General features: G+C 63.4%; 21 protein-coding genes. 18 read left to right on the top strand and 3 right to left on the bottom strand.

Annotated elements, in window-relative coordinates:
• Positions 1–112: 112 nt before the first annotated feature.
• Together B5D32_RS00355 and B5D32_RS00350 are read right to left on the bottom strand one after the other, a co-directional pair.
• On the bottom strand, positions 113–955 hold the full coding sequence (locus tag B5D32_RS00355) for an HAD hydrolase-like protein (protein WP_078783091.1): 843 nt from the start codon (positions 953–955) through the stop codon (positions 113–115).
• Between the two features lie 117 nt (positions 956–1072).
• Positions 1073–1810, bottom strand: coding sequence for an NAD-dependent protein deacylase (locus tag B5D32_RS00350; protein ID WP_078783090.1), 738 nt, complete (start codon positions 1808–1810; stop codon positions 1073–1075).
• A gap of 76 nt (positions 1811–1886) precedes the next feature.
• On the opposite strand from B5D32_RS00350, the gene B5D32_RS00345 reads away from it, so the two are divergent.
• From B5D32_RS00345 to B5D32_RS00280, 14 genes are all read left to right on the top strand, one after another.
• The gene (locus B5D32_RS00345; protein WP_078783089.1) at positions 1887–2774 is read left to right on the top strand and encodes an NAD(P)H-hydrate dehydratase; all 888 of its coding nucleotides are present in this window, start codon (positions 1887–1889) and stop codon (positions 2772–2774) included.
• 120 nt (positions 2775–2894) lie between these two features.
• Positions 2895–3890 (top strand): helix-turn-helix transcriptional regulator, encoded by a 996-nt coding sequence (locus tag B5D32_RS00340; RefSeq protein ID WP_078783088.1) that lies wholly within the window; start codon positions 2895–2897, stop codon positions 3888–3890.
• 70 nt (positions 3891–3960) lie between these two features.
• Complete coding sequence (locus B5D32_RS00335) at positions 3961–5373, top strand: undecaprenyl-phosphate glucose phosphotransferase (RefSeq protein WP_078783087.1); 1413 nt, start codon at positions 3961–3963, stop codon at positions 5371–5373.
• A 33-nt stretch (positions 5374–5406) separates the two neighbouring features.
• Entirely contained in the window at positions 5407–6561 is a 1155-nt protein-coding gene (locus tag B5D32_RS00330) for a glycosyltransferase (protein WP_078783086.1), read from the top strand.
• A complete protein-coding gene (locus B5D32_RS00325; RefSeq protein ID WP_078783085.1) occupies positions 6558–7610 on the top strand; it encodes a glycosyltransferase family 4 protein in 1053 nt (350 codons plus the stop codon). The genes B5D32_RS00330 and B5D32_RS00325 overlap by 4 nt, the downstream gene beginning before the upstream one ends.
• A gap of 204 nt (positions 7611–7814) precedes the next feature.
• A complete protein-coding gene (locus B5D32_RS00320; RefSeq protein WP_078783084.1) occupies positions 7815–10217 on the top strand; it encodes a hypothetical protein in 2403 nt (800 codons plus the stop codon).
• Positions 10218–10241: 24 nt separating this feature from the next.
• Positions 10242–11177 (top strand): glycosyltransferase family 2 protein, encoded by a 936-nt coding sequence (locus B5D32_RS00315; RefSeq protein WP_078783083.1) that lies wholly within the window; start codon positions 10242–10244, stop codon positions 11175–11177.
• A gap of 376 nt (positions 11178–11553) precedes the next feature.
• Complete coding sequence (rpe, locus tag B5D32_RS00310; protein WP_078783082.1) at positions 11554–12207, top strand: ribulose-phosphate 3-epimerase; 654 nt, start codon at positions 11554–11556, stop codon at positions 12205–12207.
• A 15-nt stretch (positions 12208–12222) separates the two neighbouring features.
• Entirely contained in the window at positions 12223–13242 is a 1020-nt protein-coding gene (locus B5D32_RS00305; protein WP_078783081.1) for an RnfABCDGE type electron transport complex subunit D, read from the top strand.
• Positions 13217–14596, top strand: coding sequence for an Rnf-Nqr domain containing protein (locus B5D32_RS00300; protein ID WP_143402638.1), 1380 nt, complete (start codon positions 13217–13219; stop codon positions 14594–14596). Before B5D32_RS00305 ends, B5D32_RS00300 begins: the two co-directional genes overlap by 26 nt.
• Positions 14577–15230 (top strand): Rnf-Nqr domain containing protein, encoded by a 654-nt coding sequence (locus B5D32_RS00295; protein ID WP_159446949.1) that lies wholly within the window; start codon positions 14577–14579, stop codon positions 15228–15230. The genes B5D32_RS00300 and B5D32_RS00295 overlap by 20 nt, the downstream gene beginning before the upstream one ends.
• Before the next feature lie 19 nt (positions 15231–15249).
• Positions 15250–16539, top strand: coding sequence for a DUF1015 domain-containing protein (locus B5D32_RS00290; protein WP_078783078.1), 1290 nt, complete (start codon positions 15250–15252; stop codon positions 16537–16539).
• A 17-nt stretch (positions 16540–16556) separates the two neighbouring features.
• Positions 16557–17174 carry a hypothetical protein gene (locus B5D32_RS00285; protein ID WP_078783077.1) on the top strand — a complete coding sequence of 206 codons (618 nt, stop codon included), beginning with the start codon at positions 16557–16559 and terminating at the stop codon, positions 17172–17174.
• Positions 17171–17986, top strand: a complete 816-nt coding sequence (locus tag B5D32_RS00280; protein WP_078783076.1) for a putative RNA methyltransferase — start codon at positions 17171–17173, stop codon at positions 17984–17986. Before B5D32_RS00285 ends, B5D32_RS00280 begins: the two co-directional genes overlap by 4 nt.
• 163 nt (positions 17987–18149) lie before the next feature.
• On the opposite strand, the gene B5D32_RS00275 is transcribed toward B5D32_RS00280, so the two are convergent.
• The gene (locus tag B5D32_RS00275) at positions 18150–18332 is read right to left on the bottom strand and encodes a hypothetical protein (RefSeq protein WP_078783075.1); all 183 of its coding nucleotides are present in this window, start codon (positions 18330–18332) and stop codon (positions 18150–18152) included.
• An 85-nt stretch (positions 18333–18417) separates the two neighbouring features.
• Between B5D32_RS00275 and B5D32_RS00270 the strand changes: the two genes are divergently transcribed.
• The 4 genes from B5D32_RS00270 (at position 18418) to nusG (ending at position 20535) form a co-directional block, all read left to right on the top strand.
• The gene (locus B5D32_RS00270) at positions 18418–19293 is read left to right on the top strand and encodes a hypothetical protein (RefSeq protein ID WP_078783074.1); all 876 of its coding nucleotides are present in this window, start codon (positions 18418–18420) and stop codon (positions 19291–19293) included.
• A 218-nt stretch (positions 19294–19511) separates the two neighbouring features.
• On the top strand, positions 19512–19661 hold the full coding sequence (gene rpmG, locus B5D32_RS00265; protein WP_007046681.1) for a 50S ribosomal protein L33: 150 nt from the start codon (positions 19512–19514) through the stop codon (positions 19659–19661).
• 16 nt (positions 19662–19677) lie between these two features.
• Positions 19678–19971, top strand: coding sequence for a preprotein translocase subunit SecE (gene secE, locus B5D32_RS00260; protein WP_078783073.1), 294 nt, complete (start codon positions 19678–19680; stop codon positions 19969–19971).
• A gap of 24 nt (positions 19972–19995) precedes the next feature.
• Positions 19996–20535, top strand: a complete 540-nt coding sequence (nusG, locus tag B5D32_RS00255) for a transcription termination/antitermination protein NusG (RefSeq protein WP_078783072.1) — start codon at positions 19996–19998, stop codon at positions 20533–20535.
• Positions 20536–20629 lie beyond the last annotated feature (94 nt).

Raw genomic sequence — 20629 nt, 5'->3', positions numbered from 1 at the left:
TTTATACATACTCAAAGTCAGTATACCATAAATAAAGCGCCGTCACAAGAGTGACGGCGCGAAATTTGTCTTTTCTTGGCCACCTCCCCCGCAGAGGGAGGCAAGCGCAGTTTTACCCGTGCAGCGCACTTCTCAGGGCGGCCAGGAGCTCGGCCTGGTAGGCGGGGCTGAAGGTGCCGTGCAGCAGCTTGGGCAGGGCCTCCTCCTGCAGGCGGCGCCAGCTGTCGGCCTCGCGGCCCGGCAGGATCGGCACAAAGGCCACACCGTTGGCAGCGGCGGCCTGGGCGTCGCCCATGGCGTCGCCGACCATCATGACCTTGCGGCTCTCATACCCGCAGGCCAGCATTGTGGCGATGGAGTTCGCCTTGCTGCCGACCTCCTGCCCGAAGATAACATCCGCATGACGGGCCAGCCCGTAGCGCTTCCACTCGCTGGCAATGGCGCTTTCGTTCGCGGCACTGACGACGGCCACATCGGCCACGGCGTGCAGCTGGCGCAGGCTTTCCTCCACGCCGGGGAACGGCTCAAACGTCGGCTCCAGCGCCTGAATACGGCGGTTGCAGGCGTTGTTCCACTCCTGCAGCTTGCGCAGGGCCAGGCTGCCGGTCTTTTGCAGCTCCCGCTGCAGGCTGGCCGTGGAAAGCTCCGTCGCGGTATCGACCCAGGCGGCAATATCCTCGCTGCCCGGGATCTCGATACCGCGGTTTTTCAACCGGTCAAACACCAGCCGGACGCTCTCAAACCGGGAGATGCCGCGGGTGATCGTGTGCAGGTTGATCTCATCCCACGCGGCAGTGATGAAATCCGCGTGGTCATCCAGCGCAAACACGCGGATGAGCTCGGGGCACATGACGGTGGAATGCTTGATGCGCACCGTGTCCATCACGCAGCCGTCGGAATCCATGCAAATCAGAAATTCACGTTTCTTGGTAAAATCCGTCAGTGCATTTGCCATAAAAACCGTCTCCCTCTATCAACTCTGCCTATAAACTCAATATGAATCTATCATAACAAAATTCCACGGCGTTTTGCAATGCCTTTTTAAAAAAAAGCATGGATTTTTGTGTAATTTCTACACTTCAATGGGGGCATCAGGATCCAGCGTGCGGCCAATCGGAGCGTGGATCAGCAGATTGGCCATTGCGTCCGCCGGGGTGGGCTGCTTGTTGATGACAACAAGGTTCTCCCCGCGGAAGTAGCGCAGCAGACCCGCCGCCGGGTAGACGGCCAGGCTTGTGCCGCCGACGATGAGGGTGTCGGCCCCGCGGATGGCGTGCACGGCGTTTTCCATCGTCTCTTCGTCCAGCCCCTCCTCGTAGAGCACAACATCGGGCTTGACGATGCCGCCGCACTCGTCGCAGCGGGGCACGCCGTCGCCGACGCCCGCCGCATCCTCAATGAACTGCACCGGGAAGAATTTGCCGCACCGCGTACAGTAGTTGCGCAGGGTCGAGCCGTGCAGCTCATACACGGTCTTGCTGCCCGCGGCCTGGTGCAGGCCGTCGATGTTCTGGGTCACGACGGCCCTGCATTTGCCCTCGCGCTCCAACGCCGCCAGACGCAGGTGGGCCGCGTTGGGCTTTGCCCCGTGGACGATGAGCTTCTGGCGGTAGAAGTCAAAAAACTCCGCGGTGTGGGTCTCGTAGAAGGTGTGGGAGAGCATCGTCTCGGGCGGGTACTTGAATTTTTGGTGGTACAGCCCGTCCACCGAGCGGAAATCGGGGATGCCGCTCTCGGTCGAAACGCCCGCCCCGCCGAAAAAGACCATGCTTTTTGTTGCTGCCAGAATTTTCTCTAATGCCGGAACCATGCAAACTGCCCCTTTCGCTTTTGGCTTTTATGCCTTATAATATACCTATTATAATCTATTTTCGGAGGGATGCAAGATGCAGCGCGAAATCACACGGGAGTTGGTGCGCCGGCTGCTGCCCGGGCGCATGGCGGAGAGCAACAAGGGGAGCTACGGCAGTGTGCTGGCCGCGGCGGGCAGCATGGCCTACCGCGGGGCGGCGGCGCTCTGCACAGAGGGCGCTTTGCGCGGCGGGGCCGGGCTGGTGTATCTGGCCAGCGTCGAGCCTGTTATCCAGCTGGTGCTTTCCCGCACGCCGGAATGCTGCGCCTGCGGCTGCCGCACGGCGGCCAACGGGGGCATCCACCCGCAGGACGCCGACGCGCTGCGCCGCTGGTTCGCGGACAGGCCCACCGTTTTACTGGCCGGGCCCGGGTTGGGGGAGAGCGCCGCCGATGTCTGTAAGGCCCTGCTCGGCAGGAACGCCCCGTGGGCCGGTGCCGTGCTGGACGCCGACGCACTGAACGCACTGGCAGCGGGGAAGTACAGGGGGGATCTGCCCGCAAACACGATCATGACGCCCCACCCCGGCGAGGCCGCGCGGCTGCTGGGCCTGACTGTGCCCGAGGTGCAGGCGGACCGCGAGGGTGCCGCCGTATCGCTGGCCGAAAAATATCACTGCGTCGCCGTTTTGAAAGGGCATCACACACTGGTTGCCGCGCCGGGCGGCACGGTCTGGCGCAATGAGACCGGCAATGCCGGGTTAGCCAAGGGCGGCAGCGGGGATATTTTAGCCGGTCTGACCGCCGGGCTGCTGGCAGCGGGTCTAAAGCAGGGCCGCACGCCCGAGAACGCCGCGGTCTGTGCGGTATGGCTCCACGGCGCCGCTGCAGACCGCTGCGCCAAGCGCCGCAGCATGACCGCCATGCTGCCGGGGGATCTGTTTGAAGATCTAGGGTGGATTTTGGGGGAGCTGGGACGGTAAGGCTGCGGACCGAAAGGCGGCAGCACCTCCCGGGAGACGGCCGTTCCCGGTCTTGCCACCCGCCCCTATAGGGTGTATAATAGGACTATATCTGCCAGACTCAGGAAAGGAGCCGCTGTTATGTCGCGCAAAGAAGGCCAGAAACGCAAACTGCTTGTTCTTTTGGAGATCCTCGCCCGGGAAACCGACGAGAAGCACCCCTTGAGTGTTCCCCAGCTGGTGGAAAAATTGCAGGAGCACGGCGTGGTCGCCGAGCGCAAAAGCGTCTACGATGACCTGAACACCTTAAACAACCTGCCCGACGCCAAATATGAGATCGTGCAGCAGCGCGGGCGCGGCGGCGGCTACTATATGACCGAGGCTCCGTTTGAGCTTGCCGAGCTCAAGCTGCTCGTCGATGCCGTCTACGCCAGCAAATTCATCACGGCGCGCAAATCCAAAATCCTGATTGACAAGCTCGGCCAGTTCACCTCCACATACCGGCAGGAGGAGCTGGACCGTAAGGTACTGGTCAGCGGGCGTATCAAGAGCACCGACGAGAAAATTCTGTACACCGTCGATGCGCTGCACGCCGCCATCACGGCAGGGGAGCAGGTCACCTTCAAATACTGCGACTGGAACCTGCAAAAGCGGATGGCCCCGCGCCACGACGGCCAGCTCTACCGCGTCAGCCCGTGGGTGCTCGTGTGGGAGAACGGCAACTATTATCTGATCGCCTACACCGAGGGGCGGCTCAAGCACTACCGCGTCGACAAGATGCAGAACGTTCACCAGCTGCCCGACACGACCCGCGAGGGTGCCGGAGAATACGCCAATTTCGACGTCAATACGTATATGCAGCAGATGTTCGGCATGTTCAACGGCCCGCTCAAGCGGGTAACGCTGCAATGCGAGAACCGCTTTGCCGGGGCGATGATCGACCGGTTCGGCACCGCGCCGATCCTGACGCCCTGCGCCGACGGCGAGCACTTTACGATGACCGCCGAGATTCAGGTCAGCCCGCAGTTCTTCGGCTGGGTGGCCGGGTTCGGCACCGGCGTCGTCGTCTCCGGCCCGCCGGAGGTCCGCGCCGAAATGAAGAAAACGCTGGATCAGCTGCAGGAGCTTTACCGCTGATTTGCAATACCGGCGTAAATATGGTAAAATAGATTGTTTAAATCTATCACCGTAGGGAGGGCATCACCTCTTGCTGGAAAAGAACCAACGCTTCAAAAGCCTTTTGTATGTGCTGGCGGACGCGGCACTGCTTTTCATCGGCTTTTTGCTTGCCAACTATATCCGTTTCAATTACGTCCGCTACTTTGAGCCGGGCGGCGCAGGGCCTGCGCTGGCCGTGGCCCGGGACCCGCGCAACATCATTGCCGGGCTGGCCACGTCGCTGGTGCTCGTGCTCATCTACTGGGTCGCCGGTATCTACAGCACCACGCGGCTGCGCGGCCTGGCCGAGCGCTGCACCAAGATTGCCGCCATCAACGCGGCGGGACTGTTGATCTTCATTGGTGCTTTGTATCTGATGCACCTGGACGACTACTCCCGTATCGTACTGGCGCTGTTCTATATACTCGGCACGGCAGGCGTCGTGATCGAGCGTATGATCCTGCGCTGGGTAGACCGCGCCCGCCGCCGCAAGGGGCTGGGTCTGCGCCATATCCTGCTGGTGGGCGGCGGTAAATCCGCCGCGCTCTATCTGCGTGCGCTCGAGCACAACCCCTACTACGGCTTTGTCGTGGACGGCTATCTGGCCGGAATCGAAGAACCGGGTCTTGGTGTGCGCTACATGGGCAGCTATGATGCGCTGTCTGCCCGGCTCGACGAGATTGCCGTCGATGAGGTCGTCGTAGCGCTGGAGGCTGACGAGATCGAATTGCTGCCCCACGTTTTTGCCGCCTGCGACAAAAACGGCGTGCGCATCACGATGGTACCGTTCTACAGCGACTATCTGCCCGCCCGGCCCACCATTGACGTGCTGGACGAGTGCAAACTCATCAATGTGCGGCAGACGCCGTTTGACAATCTGCTCAACGCCGCTGTCAAGCGCGGGCTTGATATTATCGGCAGCCTGATCCTGATCATTCTGACCAGCCCGGTCATGCTGGTCACGGCCATCGGCGTCAAGCTGTCCAGCCCCGGGCCGGTCATCTTCAGGCAGGAGCGCATCGGCCTGAACAAAAAGCCTTTCATGATGTACAAGTTCCGCTCGATGCGGGTCAATGTGCAGCAGGAGACCGGCTGGTCCACCGACTGCGACCCGCGCAAGACCCACTTCGGCAGCTTTATCCGCAAGTTCAGCCTGGACGAGCTGCCCCAGTTCTTCAACGTGCTGAAAGGGGATATGTCCCTCGTCGGGCCGCGGCCCGAGGTGCCCTACCATGTGGAGCATTTTAAAGAGGAGATCCCGCGCTACCTTGTGCGCCAGCAGGTCCGTCCCGGCTGCACGGGCTGGGCGCAGATCCACGGCCTGCGCGGCGACACCGACATTGCCGAGCGCATCCGCTACGACATCTGGTACATCGAAAACTGGACCGTGGCGCTGGACATCAAGATCATCTTCCGCACCGTGTTCGGCGGCAAGATGGTCAACGACGAAAAACTACAATAACGCCCTGTGCGTTACCGGACGGGAGTGTCTGTAATGAGCAAAAAGGAGCCCAAGGTCGCCATCGTTCACGACTGGCTTGTCGGCTACGCCGGCGGGGACCGCGTTGTGGACGCCATGAAGCGCGTTTTCCCCGATGCCGTCATCTACACCCTTGTGTACGACCCCAAAAACATGCCCGAGCACTTTAAAACCTATGACATCCGCACGAGCTGGTTCCAGAAGGTGCCCTTCTCCAACAGGCTGTACAAGGCCATGCTGCCGCTGATGCCACGCGCGTTTGAGGCGTTCGACCTGACCGAGTACGATCTGGTGCTGTCGTCGTCCTCCTCCTGTTCCAAAGGCGTCATCACCCGCCCGGATGCCGTACACATCTGTTACTGCCACACGCCGATCCGTTATGTGTGGGATTTTTACTACACCTACCGCGCCAACGCCAACTGGCTGGCGAAGCTCGTCATGCCCGGACAGATGCACAAAATGCGCATCTGGGACAAGTGCGCCGCGGACCGCGTGGATTATTTCATCGCCAACTCGCATTATATCGCCCAGCGCATCAAAAAATATTACCGGCGTGACAGCGATGTCATTTACCCTTGCTGCCACATCAACGAATCGCCTTTTGTCGAAAAGGAGGACTTCTACCTGACCGTGGGCCGTCTGACCTGGTACAAGCGCGTGGATCTGGCCGTGCAGGCCTGCACGCGCCTTAACAAGCGCCTCGTCGTCATCGGCGGCGGGGGAGAGCTGGACAAGCTCAGGGCCATGGCCGGGCCGACCATCGAGTTCAAGGGCGGCGGTCTGTCCGACGAAGAAGTGCGCAGCTACTACCTGCGCGCGAAGGGCTTCCTTTTCCCGGGTGAAGAGGACTTTGGCATCACCCCCGTCGAGGCCCAGAGCGCGGGCACGCCGGTGCTGGCCTATGGCCGCGGCGGCGCGTGCGAGAGCGTGCTGCCCGGCAGGACCGGCTACTGGTTTAAAGAGCAGACCGTCGAGAGCCTGGCCGACTGCATCGAACGGTTTGAGCGCGACGGCGTGGCCTGTTCCAAAGAGGAAATCCGTGAGCACAGCCGCTCCTTCAGCGAGGAACGCTTTGAGCGCGAGCTGAAGGAATACTGCCTGCGCCGCATGGCCGACTGGCAGCAGGAGCTGCTCGACTGCTCCCACTGGGAGAAGGAGGAACTGGATTGAACCCTATCGTCATCAACGGCACGGTACTGTGTGACAATATCACCGGTATCCCGCGCTATGTCTATGAGAATGTCGTCCGGCTGGACAAGCTGATCGAGGGCACCGGCCTGGACGTCCGCATTGCCTACCGCGACGACGGGCGGCCCATCCATCTGCCGGAGCTGAAAAACATCCGGCTGGTGCCGCTCAAGTCCATCCCGTATTTTTACAATCTGGCCGTGCTGCCCGCCTACCTGCGCCGCACCCATGCGTTTTACGTGGGCCTTGCCAGCGATATGCTGCTGACCCGCCGCAGCGTCGTGGTGCTGCACGACATCCGCCCGCTGGTCATGGATACCGACAAGGGCTTTTTCCGCTTCAAGTTCTGGGTACACTGTCTGTCCACCAAATGGTTCGCCCAGCGGGTGTTCACGGTCAGCGACAACCAGCGGCACCTCATCAGCGAGAAGCTCGGCATCCCGCTGGACAAGATCGGCATCACCTACAACGGCTGGGAGCACATGAAGAACGTCACCCCCGACGAGAGCATTTTTGACAAGATGCCCGGCGTCAAAAAAGGGGAGTACTTCTACGCCCTCGGCAGTCTGGCAAAGCATAAAAACTTCAAGTGGATCCGAGAGGTCGCCCGCCGCAGCCCCGACAAGACGTTTGTCGTCGCGGGCGGCAAGGACCTGCGTGCCTTTGGCGACGACGCCGAGGCGAAGGACACCCACAATGTGTTCTACCCGGGCTATGTGTCCGATGCAGAGAACGCCGCGCTGATGAAGCACTGCAAGCTGTTTTTGCACCCCGCCGTGTTCGAGGGCTTTGGCATCCCGCCGCTGGAGGCGCTGGCCCTGGGCGCGCCGGTCGCGCTGGCCAACGCCACCTGCCTGCCCGAGCTGTACGGCGATACGGCGCGGTATTTTGACCCGTATGATTATGATGTGGATCTTGACGCGCTGGCCGCCCAGCCCGTGGCCGCGCCCGACGAGGTCCTGAAAAAGTACAGCTGGGACAAGACCGCCGAGTTCTGGCTGCACGAGATGGAGAAGTATGCAAAGCAGTGAAGCGGCAGCTCCCGCAGGGTAAGACCCCTCAGGCCTCGCAAGCTCGGCCAGCTCCCCACCCTGTGGGGCGCCTTTCACGGGCGTACGCCCGAAAAAAGCCTCCCTTTTCAGGGGAGGTGGTCGAGCGCCAGCGATGACCGGAAGGGCTCTGGCCATTTCCCGCTGCCACATCACCTATCCCACAAAAGGAGGAGCATTATTCTTATGTTTATTATAATCACCCTGCTCCTCACCGTGCTCGTCTCCGGCATCTTCGGTGCGGTTCCTGCGGTAGTATCCCGCCGCAGGGTTTCCCGCCGCGACGCTGCCTGGGCCGTCGGGCTTTGGCTGGCCGTCTGGGTGTTCGCTCTGTGCGCCTACCACCGCCCCGGGCTGACCGTCGGCTTCCACGCGTTCCGGCTCGTCGCCCTCACCGCCATGACCGGCTGGGCGGGGCTTGTCACCGCCGGGCTGCGCAGCCTCGGGCGCAAAGGGTTAAAGGCCGTCGTCCCGCTGCTGGCCGTCACGGCGCTGGGGCTGGAGGTGTTCGTCGGCAATGTGGCCTACTTCAACACCCACAGCTACACGCCGTTTCAGCTCGTCGATTACCTTGACGACAACATCAACGTCGGGCGCGGCGTCGGCACGATCTCGCTCGACGAGGGCCGCACCTATCTGCGGTTCCTCGACATTGACCAGCCCATCTACAACCTGCGGTTTGACGGTCTGGTCAGCGACGACACCGAGCCGCTCCACGCCGACAGCGCCGTGATCTTCACCATTGAGGGCACCGACGCCGCCAACACCGAGCTGACCCGCTTCGGCAGCTGGCAGGTGGGGCTGCAGGCCCCGCGCACCCAGGTCATCAGCCTGGACCTGACCGGCTCCGTCGGGATGCTGACGCTGACCGCTGCCGGGTACAGCTCCACCTACGTGCAGTTCCCGGTGGCGCTGACCTTCCGCGGCATCACGGCCAACGCGCCGCGCGCGCTGGATTTCTCGATTTTGCGCTTCTGCGCGATATTTCTGGCGCTGCTGGCCGTCTACGGCCTGCGCCCGGCCAGCGGGCTGTGGCACCGCCGCTGGCTGGCGGGCAACGTCTGTGACCGCGCCGCAGCCGCCGTGCTGGGCCTTGTGCTGGCTGCCTTCGTCGTGGTCATCCCGTTCTGGGAGCCGAGCAACACCGGCCTTGCCACAAAAGATTACAACACCGCGTTCTGGGACGGGGAGAGCACGGTCAGCTTCGTCTACCAGCAGTACGGCGCGCTGGCGCACAGCCTGCTGAACGGGCGCCTTGACCTGGAGGCCGACCCGCCCGCCGAGCTGCTGGCGCTGGACAACCCCTACGATGCCGGGGCGCGCGACGCCGCGCAAATCAACGACATCCACTGGGACCACGCCTTTTACAATGGGCGCTACTACGTCTATTTTGGCATTGTACCGTGTCTTTTGTTCCAGCTGCCGTTTGAGGCACTGACCGGCATCCAGAACCTGGCCTATGCGCCCTGCATGGTCCTGCTGGGGCTGATCTTCCTCGCCGCCTGCTTCGGCGTCGTCGGGCAGGCCGTGCGCCGGTGGTTCCCGCAGGCGTCCGCCGCAGCGTACCTGCTGGCCGTGGCCGCCGTAGCGCTGGGCAGTCAGTTCTACTATCTGTTGCTGCGCCCCTACATTTATGAATATGCCATCCTCTGCGGTGCGGCGCTGTTGATGCTGGGGCTTTGGCTCTGGCTCTCCGCCGCCAGCACGCCGGTGGAAAAGCGCGGTGCGCTGGTCGTCAAGCTCGTCTTCGGCAGCCTCTGCGTGGCGCTCGTCGCCGGGTGCCGCCCCCAGATGGAGCTGTTTGCGTTTTTGGCCGTGCCCATCTTCTGGCCGCGGTACATCGGGCAGAAGCGGCTGTGCAGCCGCGCCGGAGCAGGGGAGGCCGCCGCGTTCCTGCTGCCGGTGGTGGTGGTCGCTGCCGGGCTCATGTGGTACAACGCTGCGCGGTTCGGCTCGCCCTTTGACTTTGGCGCCAACTACAACCTGACCGGCAACGATATGACCCAGCGCGGCTTCAACGCCGTGCGCATCGGCCCGGCTGTGTTCACGAGTCTGTTCGAGCTGCCCAGCTGGCAGGGTGTTTTCCCGTTCCTGCGGGAGACCGACGTCCAGACGAACGCCGTCATCCGCACGATCAGCGAGAAGTTCACGGGCGGCATTCTGGCCGCCACGCCGTACCTGTGGGTGCTGGCGCTGCCGCTGCTTCCCGCGTTCCGCCGCTGTCTGCACCGCCGCCGTGTCGCCGCCTGTGTGGTCTACGGCAGCCTGGCCGCCATGGTCGTCATGACCGTCGTTGACTGCGAGATGGCCGGGGTGCTCTACCGTTATCTAATGGATTACAGCCCCGTGCTGCTGCTTGGTGCGGCGCTGTGCTGGTTCTGCGCCGAGGGCGCACTCTCCCGCCGCGCAGCTCTGGGGGAGGGCACCGCCGCTGCAGCGCTGCCCGCACTGCACACCGTCATGGCCGCCGCTGTGGCATATACCGCCGTCTACCGCTTCTGCACACTCTTCGCCATGGAGCCGTATCTGCAGGGCATGAATCCTTCCCTTTACTACACCGTCAGCCGCCTTGTTCAATTCTGGATGTAAAATCCGCCCGGAGGTCCTGTTATTATGGATAAAATCGCCGTTCTGATCCCCTGCTACAACGAGTCCAAGACTGTCGAGAAGGTCGTCTCGGATTTCCGCCGCGTCCTGCCCGACGCCACCGTCTACGTCTACGACAACAATTCCACCGACGGCACTGCCGAGCTGGCCGCCGGAGCCGGGGCGGTCGTCCGCCACGAGTACCAGCAGGGCAAGGGCAATGTCATGCGCCGCATGTTCCGCGAGATCGACGCAGAGGCGTACATTCTTGTGGACGGCGACGACACCTACCCTGCGGAGGCTGCGCCCGAGATGGTCGCCGCTGTGACCGAGCGCCAGGCCGACATGGTCGTCGGTGACCGCCTGTCCAGCACCTACTACACCCAGAACAAGCGCCCGTTCCACAACTTCGGCAACGATCTGGTGCGGTTCTTCACAAATCATTTGTTTGGCGGCAAGATCAAGGACATTATGACCGGCTACCGCGCGTTCAGCTACCAGTTCGTCAAGACCTATCCCGTGCTGTCCCGCGGGTTTGAGATCGAGACCGAGATGACGATCCACGCCCTGCAGCGCAATATGCAGGTCGAGAACGTTGTCATTGACTACCGTGATCGTCCGGAAGGGTCGGAGAGCAAGCTGAACACCTACTCCGACGGCTTTAAAGTATTGGGCACGATTGCGCGGCTGTTCAAGAACTACCGCCCGTTCAGCTTTTTCGGCATTCTGGCCGCGATCCTGGCCGTGTTCGGCATCGGCTTTATGATCCCGGTGCTGGGCGAGTATTTCCGGACCGGCCTTGTGCCGCGCTTCCCGACTTTGATCGTCTGCTGCTTTGTGCTGGTGGCGGCGCTGCTGCTGTTTATCTCAGGCATCATCCTCTCGAGCCAGCTTGCCAAGGATGCCCGCGACTTTGAGTTCCAGCTGCAGACCGTGCATCATTGGCGCAGTGAAAAAAAATAAGCCTTCCCCCTCGGGGAGGATCCCCCGTTTGTCACAAAACTCCTTGGCCCCCTCTGCGAGGGTGACTCCCCACAGTGTGGGGAGATGTCGCGAAGCGACAGAGGGGCCCGGACCCGAAGGGCTCCGCCCGCAGGCGGTGGGGGAGAGAACTTTGCCGCTGTCCGAAATATTTCGGGCCATGGCAAGGCTCTCTCCCTCCGGCCCTACGGGCCACCTCCCTCGCAGAGGGAGGCAAGACGCTCCCAGCCCGCAAACCGGGACACCCGGTCTGCGGGCTTCTTGCTTTTTGGGGCGCAATGGGCTATAATAGTTTTATATGTGCGCACTGCACATACTACGTACAACAAAGAGGGACTATCAAGGGAGTATATACATTATGACGAAAATTGCCGCATCGATCCTGTCGGCTGATTTTGCCAACCTGAAACATGACTGCACCCGCCTGTTGGAGGCCGGTGTCGACCTGATGCACTTTGACGTGATGGACGGGCACTTTGTACCCAATATCAGCTACGGCGCGCCGGTGCTGAAATGCCTGCATGCCGCTATGCCCGACGTCTACTACGACGTCCACCTGATGATCAGTGACCCGGCCCGCTACGCCGCCGACTTTGCCAGGGCAGGGGCCAGCCTCATCACCTTCCACCTCGAAGCTGTGCCGGACACGGCAGAGGAGGTCATCGCCGCTATCCGCGCTGCGGGCTGCCAGGTCGGCATCAGCATCCGCCCCGGCACGCCGGTGGAAGCTGTTTTCCCGTATCTGGGCGTTGTCGATCTGATCCTGGTCATGAGCGTGGAGCCCGGTTTCGGCGGGCAGAAGTTCATCCCCACCACCCCCACGCGCATTGCCGCCATCTGTGCCGAGCGCACCCGCCGCGGCTGTGATACCCTGATCGAGGTGGACGGCGGCATCAACACCGAGACCGGCCCCCTGTGCATCGCTGCCGGGGTCGACTGGCTCGTGGCCGGAAGCTCGCTGTTCCATGCCATGGATCCCGCCGCTGTGGTAAACGTCCTGCACAGCAAGTAAAGGAGCTTTTTCCCTATGCCCAATCGTAAAAAAGTTGAACGCAGCGCGAACTACAGCTACTACAGTGACCTGCTGTGGTGCACAGTCCCGCTGATCGGCATGTCGTGGTATTACTACGGTGCGCGCCCGGTGCTTTTGCTGCTGGCCGCACTGCTGACCGCCTACCTGTGCGACTGTGCCTTGGCCCCGCTGCACGGCACGGGCTACCAGTCCCATGAGCCGTCCAGTGAGTGCTTTGCCGCGCTCATCGCGCTGCTGATGCCTGCCAGCATCTCGTATCCCATCGTCATTTCCGCCGTCATCGTCGCCGTGCTCGTCAAGGAGGCGTTCGGCGGCGAGGGCCACTATCCGTTCCATCCCGCCGCCGTCGGCGTCGTCGTGGCCGGTATCTCGTGGCCGCAGGACGTCTTTTCGTACCCCATTCCCGGCACGCAGCTGCCGCTGTTTGGCAGCGTGAACACCACTCTCGTCGAGGGCATGAACGCCACTCTGCGGGATGGCGGTCTGCCCAGTGCCAGCACAATGAACCTGCTGACCGGCAACGTCTCCGCCGCCATGGGCACCAGCGCAGCGCTGGTCGTGATGGCCTGCGGGCTGTTCCTGCTTGTGCGCGGGCACATCAAGCTTTCTGTCGTTATTCCGTTCTTTATCTTTGTCATCGGCCTGCCGTGGTTCTTCCCGAACCTGAACGAGCTGCCGACCTTCAGCCTGCCGTGGGAATATATCCGCCAGCGCTTCTATCTGGAAAAATATGTCGTCCTGTCCGGCACGGCACTGTTCACCGGCCTGTTCCTGATCTGTGAGCCGGTCACGATGCCGGACCGCCGCATGAGCCGCATCATCTACGGCGCGGCGCTGGGCATCATGACCTATGTGTTCCGCGTGTTCAGCCCGTATGAGTGCGCGGCCTGCTGTGCGCTGCTGATCGTCAGCTCCATCCCCGAATGGCTCGACCTCATCAGCCACCGCACCGAACGCATCCGCTTTATGAGAGAGGAGGAGCAGCGCCTTGCCAATTCAACAAAACCCGAATAAGCGCCGGGGCGAGGAGCGCTCCGAGACCTTAATTATCCCGCACATCACCAGGGAGATGCTCGAGGTCGCCCGCGCCATGGCGGAGAAGGGTGCCTCCCGCGCCGAGATCGAGGCCGCCCTTGCCGCCATGCAGACCGGCAAGGCGCCCGCCGCCCCGGCGGCCCCTGCACCGGAAAAGCAGCCCGGCGCACCGCAGCAGCCCGCGCCCGGGCGCAGTGATGCCGCCCGCAGCGGCGGCATCATCCCGACGAGCCGCCCGCGGTACACCGCCGCGGAGCGCCGCGCCATGCTGGAGGAGGTCCAGCGCCGCCAAGCTGAGCGCGAGGCCGCCCGCCAGGCGGAAGCCCAGGCCGAGGAGGATCGGTTCCGCAGCTACCGGGACCGGGAGTACGGCAGGAGCCCCGCGGTCACACCGTCCGCAGCACCCCAGCCCACTCCCGCTGCCCGCAGCAGCCAGACGCCCGCAGCAGCTGACGAGACCCGCACGATCTCGATCCCGAAGCGCAGAACCGCCGAGCCTGCCGCCCATGCCGTGCAGCCACCTGCACCCGCGGCACAGCCCGCCCAGCAGCCCACGCAGGTCATGCCGCCGGTACAAAAGGCGGCCCCTGCGGCACCGGCTGCGCCCGCCCCGGCAGAGCACACCGCCCACCCGGAGCCGACCCCCGCGCCGAAGTCCAAAAAAGCCAGCGCCTCGCGTTCCTACGCCGCGGCGGAGGCTGCCCTGAACGAGCGCATCCGCGCCGACCACATCTGGCTGTCCAACCCCGTGCTTGTGCGCGGCCTCGGCATGGCCCCGGTCATCGGTGCCGCGCTGGACGGCCGGCGGGCGCTCATGCTCTGTATCGCCTCGCTGATTTTGGTCACCTTCACCCGTGTGCTGGCCGTGGCCATCTGCCACCTGACAAAGAACCGCTTCCGCCCCGTGGTGTACTGCTACTCTGCGGCGCTTCTCTACATCCCTACGTATGTTTTACTCTACGCACTGTTCGGCTCCGACCTGACGCTGCTGGGCATCTACCTGCCGATCATGGTCGTGGAGCCCGCCATCGTCAAGCGCATGGAGTTCTCCGACCTTGAACCCGTGAGGGATGCGTTCCGCCACGGCTTCAACAACGCGCTCGGCATGTGTGTTGTGCTGCTCATCGTGGGTTGCCTGCGTGAACTGCTGGCCACGGGCGCGGTCTTTGGCAACATCATCCTGCACAATGCGCTGCTGCCGCTGGCTGCACTGCCCGCGGGCGGCTTTGTCATCGTGGGTATCCTGGCCGCCATCTGGTGCGCCGCCGCCAACCTGTACACCGATTATAAACATGAGGAGGTGCGCCGCCTGTATGCTGACCGTAAGCACTGAGCTGCAGCCGATTTTAAACGGTGTTGTGCAGTTTATCAGCTATATGGTGCTGGCCGTCTTTGCGGAGAATGTCATCCTGGCCCGCGCGCTGGGCGTCACCCGCCTGATGAAGCTTGTGCCCGACCACCGCGCGCAGGTGTGGGATTTCTGCCTGCCGCTGCTGCTGGTCATCACGCTGTCCGCACCTGCCGGCTGGGCCGCACACGACCTGTTTTTCCCGTGGCTTCGTGATTATCTGCCCGCATGGCTGCCCATCTCGGCCCTGCGGCCCATCGTCTACCTGACCTGCGGCATCGCGGCCATGGCCGTGGCCTGGCTGCTGCTGGGCGTGCTGCCCCGCAAGCTGCGCGCCAGCTGCCGCAGCCAACTCAGCCTTGCCACCTGCAGCACCGCCGTGCTGGGCACGATGCTCATCTGCGCGAACCAGAACTATACGATTTTGCAAAGCGTCGCGTTCGCTCTGGGCAGCGGGCTGGGCTATGTCTTTGCCGTCTTTATCGTTCGGGAGGGCCGCCGCCGTCTGCGCAGCAAGGCCATCTCCTCGATCTTCCAGGGTCTGCCCAGCTCGATGATCTACGTCGGCGTGCTGTCGCTGGCGATCTACGCCCTGGTTGGCCACACCGTTGTTCTGTAACTGTTAGGGGGTCGTTGTTATGTCCGAAGCCTGCTTTACCGCAGCCGATATTTTACTGCCCGCCGCCGGGGTCCCACTGAACCCGTGGGCCTGCATCGCCGTTGACCAGTTTACCTCCCAGCCGGAGTACTGGCAGCGCGCCGAGCACCTGGCCGACGGCAAACCCAGCACCCTGCACATCGTTCTGCCGGAGGCGTACTTAGGCACCCCGCAGGAGGCCGAGCGCTTAGAGAGCATCCGCCGCACGATGGAGGAGTACCGTAAATCCGTTCTGACCCGGAAAGTACATGGCTACGTTTATGTTGAGCGTACCCAGATGGACGGCACGGTCCGGCAGGGCCTTGTCGGCGCTGTCGATCTTGATGCCTACGACTACGCGAAGGGCTCCAAGCCCGCCATCCGCCCGAGCGAGAGCACCGTCGTGGAGCGCATCCCGCCGCGCCTCAAGGTCCGCCGCGGGGCGACGCTGGAAACGCCCCACGTCATGATGCTGGCCGACGACGCCGACTGCACGCTGATCGAGCCCATCGGGCTTATCAAAAACCAGCTGCCGCCGCTCTACGACGGTGAGCTGATGCTGGGCGGCGGGCATCTGCGCGGCTGGGCCGTCGAGGACCCCGCGCTGATCGCCGGGATCGACGCCGCGCTGGCGGCGCTGGCCGACCCCGCCGCCTTTGCCCGCCGCTGGCCCGCTGCCAAAGGGCAGCAGCCGATGGTACTGGCCGTCGGTGACGGCAATCACAGCCTGGCCACCGCCAAGGCCTACTGGGAGGAGCTGAAGCCCACCCTGAGCGAGGAGCAGCGCAGGACCCATCCGGCGCGCTGGTGCCTGGCCGAGGTCTGCAACGTCCACAGCCCCGCCATTGAGATCGAGCCGATCCACCGCGTCGTGTTCGGCGTCGGTGCCAAGGAGCTGTATGCCGCGCTCGACGCCTGGGACCAGCAGCAGGGGAGCAGTACGACGATGTCCGACCAGCGTCTGCGCCTGGCCGATGCCCACGGCGAGAGTGCCGTTGCGCTGGCCAACCCGCCCGCGCCGCTGACCGTCGGCAGTGTGGAGGCATTTCTGGCGGACTTCCTGCCCGCCCATCCCGGCGTGACCGTGGACTACATCCACGGCGAAAGCACGGCGCTGGCGCTGGCCTCCGACCCGGCCAAACCAGCCACGGCCATTCTGCTGCCCGACTTTGCGAAGGCTGACCTGTTCAAGGGCGTTGTGCTGGGCGGCGTGCTGCCCCGCAAGACCTTCAGCATGGGCCATGCCGAGGAAAAACGATATTACAATGAATGCCGTGTCATCGGCGTATAACAGGATTCAGGTGAATTATGGAAAAAGCTGCACAAACCCCGAACGGTGCACCGCACCGTCGCCGCCGCCGTCGCCCTGCTGGCAATGGCAGCGCCCCGCAGGCGCAGCAGCCCGCGCGTGAGGGGAAAGCCCCCGCACAGCCGCGCAAGCCGGCCCCGCAGGCCGCTGCGCCCGCAGCCCCCAAGGCACCGCGCAGCGAGAATGCGCCCCGCGCCAATGGCAGCCACCCTCGCCGCGGGCAGGGCAGACCCGCCCAACCGCAGAGCCAGCAGGCACCGCGCCAGAATGCCCCGGCCCAGCGCCCGGCTGCACCCCAGAATGCGCCCCAGAGCGCACGCCCTGCCGCGCCCCAGCCGCCGCGCCGCAATGCCCGCCCGGCCCCGCAGGTGCCCAGCCAGCCGCTGCGCGACCAGCCCAAGGCACCGCGCCCGCCCCGCAATGCCCGCGCCCCGCGCAGCACCGCGCCGGAGCAGCCGGGTCTCGATCTGATCTCCCGCCGCCCGCCGAAGCAGAAATTCGCAAATTTCGAGGACTATCTCGCCGCCCACGGCGGTATGACTGTGCCGCTGCCGCCCGAGGCATCGGACGCAGCGGACACCCCCGAGACGGCCACGCCCGCCGAGGCTGCCGAATGACCCCCGCCACCGCGGCAGCCCTGCGCTGCCCCGTATGCGGCGGTCCGTTGCTGCTGGCCGGGCGCAGCCTGCGCTGTGCCAGAGCCCACAGCTTTGACCTTGCCAAAGAGGGCTACGCCTACTTGCTGCCGATGCAGAAGAAGCACGCCGCCGACCCCGGCGACGGCAAGGCCATGGTCCGCGCCCGCCGCGCGTTCCTGTCGGCAGGGCACTACGCCCCGCTGATGGCGACGCTGGCCGCGCTTTGCGCCGCACTGCCCCACGACCATATTGTGGACGCCGGCTGCGGCGAGGGCAGCTACGATAAGTATTTGTATGACGCGCTGGGCTGCCCTCAGATTGCGGCGTTCGACCTGTCTAAGGAGGCCGTGCGGCTGGCGTCGAAGCTCGTGCCCGACGCGGCATTCTGTGTCGGCGGCAGCTTTTGTGCACCGGTGTGCGACGGCTGGGCCGACCTGCTTTTGAACATCTTCTCGCCTATGGCCGAGGCCGAGTTTGCCCGTATGCTGCGCCCGGGCGGGCATCTTGTTTACGCCGTGCCCACCGCGCGGCATCTGTTCGGCCTGAAAGAGATTTTGTACGACTGCCCGTATGAAAACGAGGTCCGACAGACCGAATACGACGGCTTTGCGTTTGTGAAGGCCGTTGAGTCCACCGCTGTCATCACGCTGGAAGGGCAGAGTGTGCAGGATTTGTTCGCCATGACGCCCTATTACTGGAACACCCCCGCCGACGGCGCAGCCCGGCTTGCGGAATGTGAACGCCTGACGACAGAGATCGGGTTCCGGTTTTTGGTGTATCAAAAGGTATAAATGTACGTGCCTTCCCCCGTGGGGGAAGGTGGCCGAGGCCCCGCCCGAGGCCGGATGAGGGGCGAGCTTGCGACGTCTCCCCGTGTGCGGGCTGCCTCCGCAAGCTCGCCCCTCATCAGTCGCCTGCGGCGACAGCTTCCCCCGCGGGGGAAGCCTTTTTACTTTAGCTCTCCTCCGGCGGCACGATTCCCGGGCCATACGGCTCCTGCGCGGGTGGGACAATGACCTCCTGCGTCTGCTTCGGCTCATCCTCATCGCGGTACTGCTCGTCGGGCACCTCGCTCAAATCGGTCCAGAAGCCTTCGCGCTCATCCTCGGCACCGCGGGGTCCAAATTCATCAAACATACCAGACACTCCTTTATAATAGTGTATAAGCGCGGCCCTTGCGGCCTACACTGTAGGCATAGTCTTTGCTGGGGGAGTGTGGGTTATGCGTTCCAACCGCGGAATTTTCTGGTACAGCCTCGGGCTGACGCTGCTTCTGCTGCTGCCGATGGTGCTGACCGTCGCGTTCTTCACCGACCAATATCAGAAGCAGCAGCTCCTGCGCCAGGCGTCGGCGGCGGACAGTACGCTGCACATCAAGCCGGGTGCGCAGGGCGTGTATACGCTGCTGCTCGTCGTCCAGCAGGAGGAGCCCGCCTTTGTGCTGGCCCGTGCGGACGGCCCGCAGCAGACGGTCACACTCTGCGCACTGCCGGGTTCGCTGCGCGTCAGCGCACCCTCGGGTACAACAACGCTGGCGGAGTGTGCGCTGTCTGCCGGGGCCGGGCGGGCCGCACAACTGCTCGTCGGCACGGTGGCTACGGGGGAGACCGCCGCCCCGGCGCTGCACTATATCGCGGCCACGCCCGCCACCTGGGCGGACTGCGCGGGCCGCACAGCCTCGGCACGCATCGACACGGCATCGCTGCTGGATGCCGCCGCACGCACGCGCCTGGGCTACGGCGAGGACCCCATCGCCGTGTGTACCGCCGCGCAGGCGTCGGAGCTGATCGCCCAATTGCAGGCGGCGCTGCCCGGGGCAGGGGAGGGCTGCATGGCCCGCGCCGCCGTCTGGGCGGCGTTCCTGCGGCAGGACCCGGCGCTGCTGGCCGGTCTGCCCGACGGTCTGCGCAGCCGCAGTGCCCGGCTGCTGACCGACCTGCTGGCCGCAGACCTGAACGCCCTGGGCGAGACACTGGCCTATTTAAGTGCCCGCACCGCCCTGACGATCGACTACACCACCGCCGCCGTGGCCGCTGCCCGGGGCGGCGTGCAGCTGACGGAGGAGGGGATGGCAGCCGTTTGCGCCCTCCTGCTGTGACGGGGAACGCGGCTATGCCCGCCCGCGGAGCTTCCGCTTCTGCGTTCGGCGCAAGGCCGTCAAAATTTTACAAGAATTTTTGCAAAACCGCTTGACGTAGACCCGCAGTCGTGTTATTATGATAGCACCTCTTTTGCGGGTTTATTTTTTATGCCCTTTTTCAAGGGCGCCTGCAAGCGCGAGGGAGGCTTATTAACCGATAATGGAGGTGCCGAACAATGACTGTCAAGATCACCCTGGCCTGCACGGAGTGCAAGCAGCGCAACTACAACAAGGAGAAGAACAAGAAGAACTCTCCGGACCGTCTTGAGATGAAGAAGTATTGCCGTTTCTGCAAGAAGCATACCCTTCACCGCGAAACCAAGTGAGGATAGGAGCTTAGAGATGGCAGACAATAAAGCAGCCACCGCTGCAGCCCAGACTCAAAGCGACAAGCCCAAAAAGAACGACGGCAAGAAGAAGGTCTCCTTCTTCGACAAGGTCAAGAACTTTTTCAAAGGGATCGGCAAGTATTTCAAAGATACGAAGAGCGAGCTGAAAAAGGTCGTGTGGCCCAGCAAGAACGACGTCAAAACCAATACGATCACCGTTATCGTGGTCGTGCTGGTCGCAGCTGTCGTGCTGATCCTGCTGGACCTCATCTTTGGCGGCGCCATCCACCTGTTGATCGGCGCCTGAGCGCGTTGAGCGGAGGCAAAGACAATGGCTGAGCAAGCAAATTGGTATGTGGCACATACCTATTCCGGCTATGAGAACAAGGTCGCAACCGATCTGATGACGATGGTGGAGAACCGCCACCTGCAGGATCTGATCTGCGACGTCAAGGTTCCCACCGAGACCCGCATTGAAGAAGTTTTTGACAAGCGCGGCAACAAGACCGGCGAGAAAGAGGTTCAGTCGAAGCTCTACCCCGGCTACGTCTTTATCAAAATGGTCATGAACGACAACACCTGGTACATCGTGCGCAACACGCGCGGCTGCACCGGCTTTGTCGGCCCGGAGTCCAAGCCCGAGCCCCTGACCGAGGCGGAGGTTGCCAAGATGGGCGTCGAAACCACCGTTGACCTTGAGGTCGAGTACAAGGTCGGTGATACGGTTGAGATCACCGCCGGTCCGATGGAAGGCTCTGTCGGCACCGTCGACGAGATCGACATTCCTGCGCGCAAGGTGCGCGTAAGGATCACCATGTTTGGCCGCGAGCTTCCGGCAGAGCTGGAGCTGCATCAGGTCAAGCTGTTCTGAGTTTTTCTCAGGACACCCTAGTTTCCGGTAAAGACCGCGAACGGGCCTGTGCCCGGGGTACGGTTTTTATAGGGCGCGCGGAGGTCGTGCGCCC

The organism is Gemmiger formicilis (genome assembly GCF_900167555.1).
In the GTDB taxonomy this organism is placed as follows: domain Bacteria; phylum Bacillota; class Clostridia; order Oscillospirales; family Ruminococcaceae; genus Gemmiger; species Gemmiger formicilis.
The sequence above is the reverse complement of the archived record's forward strand: the minus strand, read 5'-3'. Positions and strand labels throughout refer to the sequence as shown.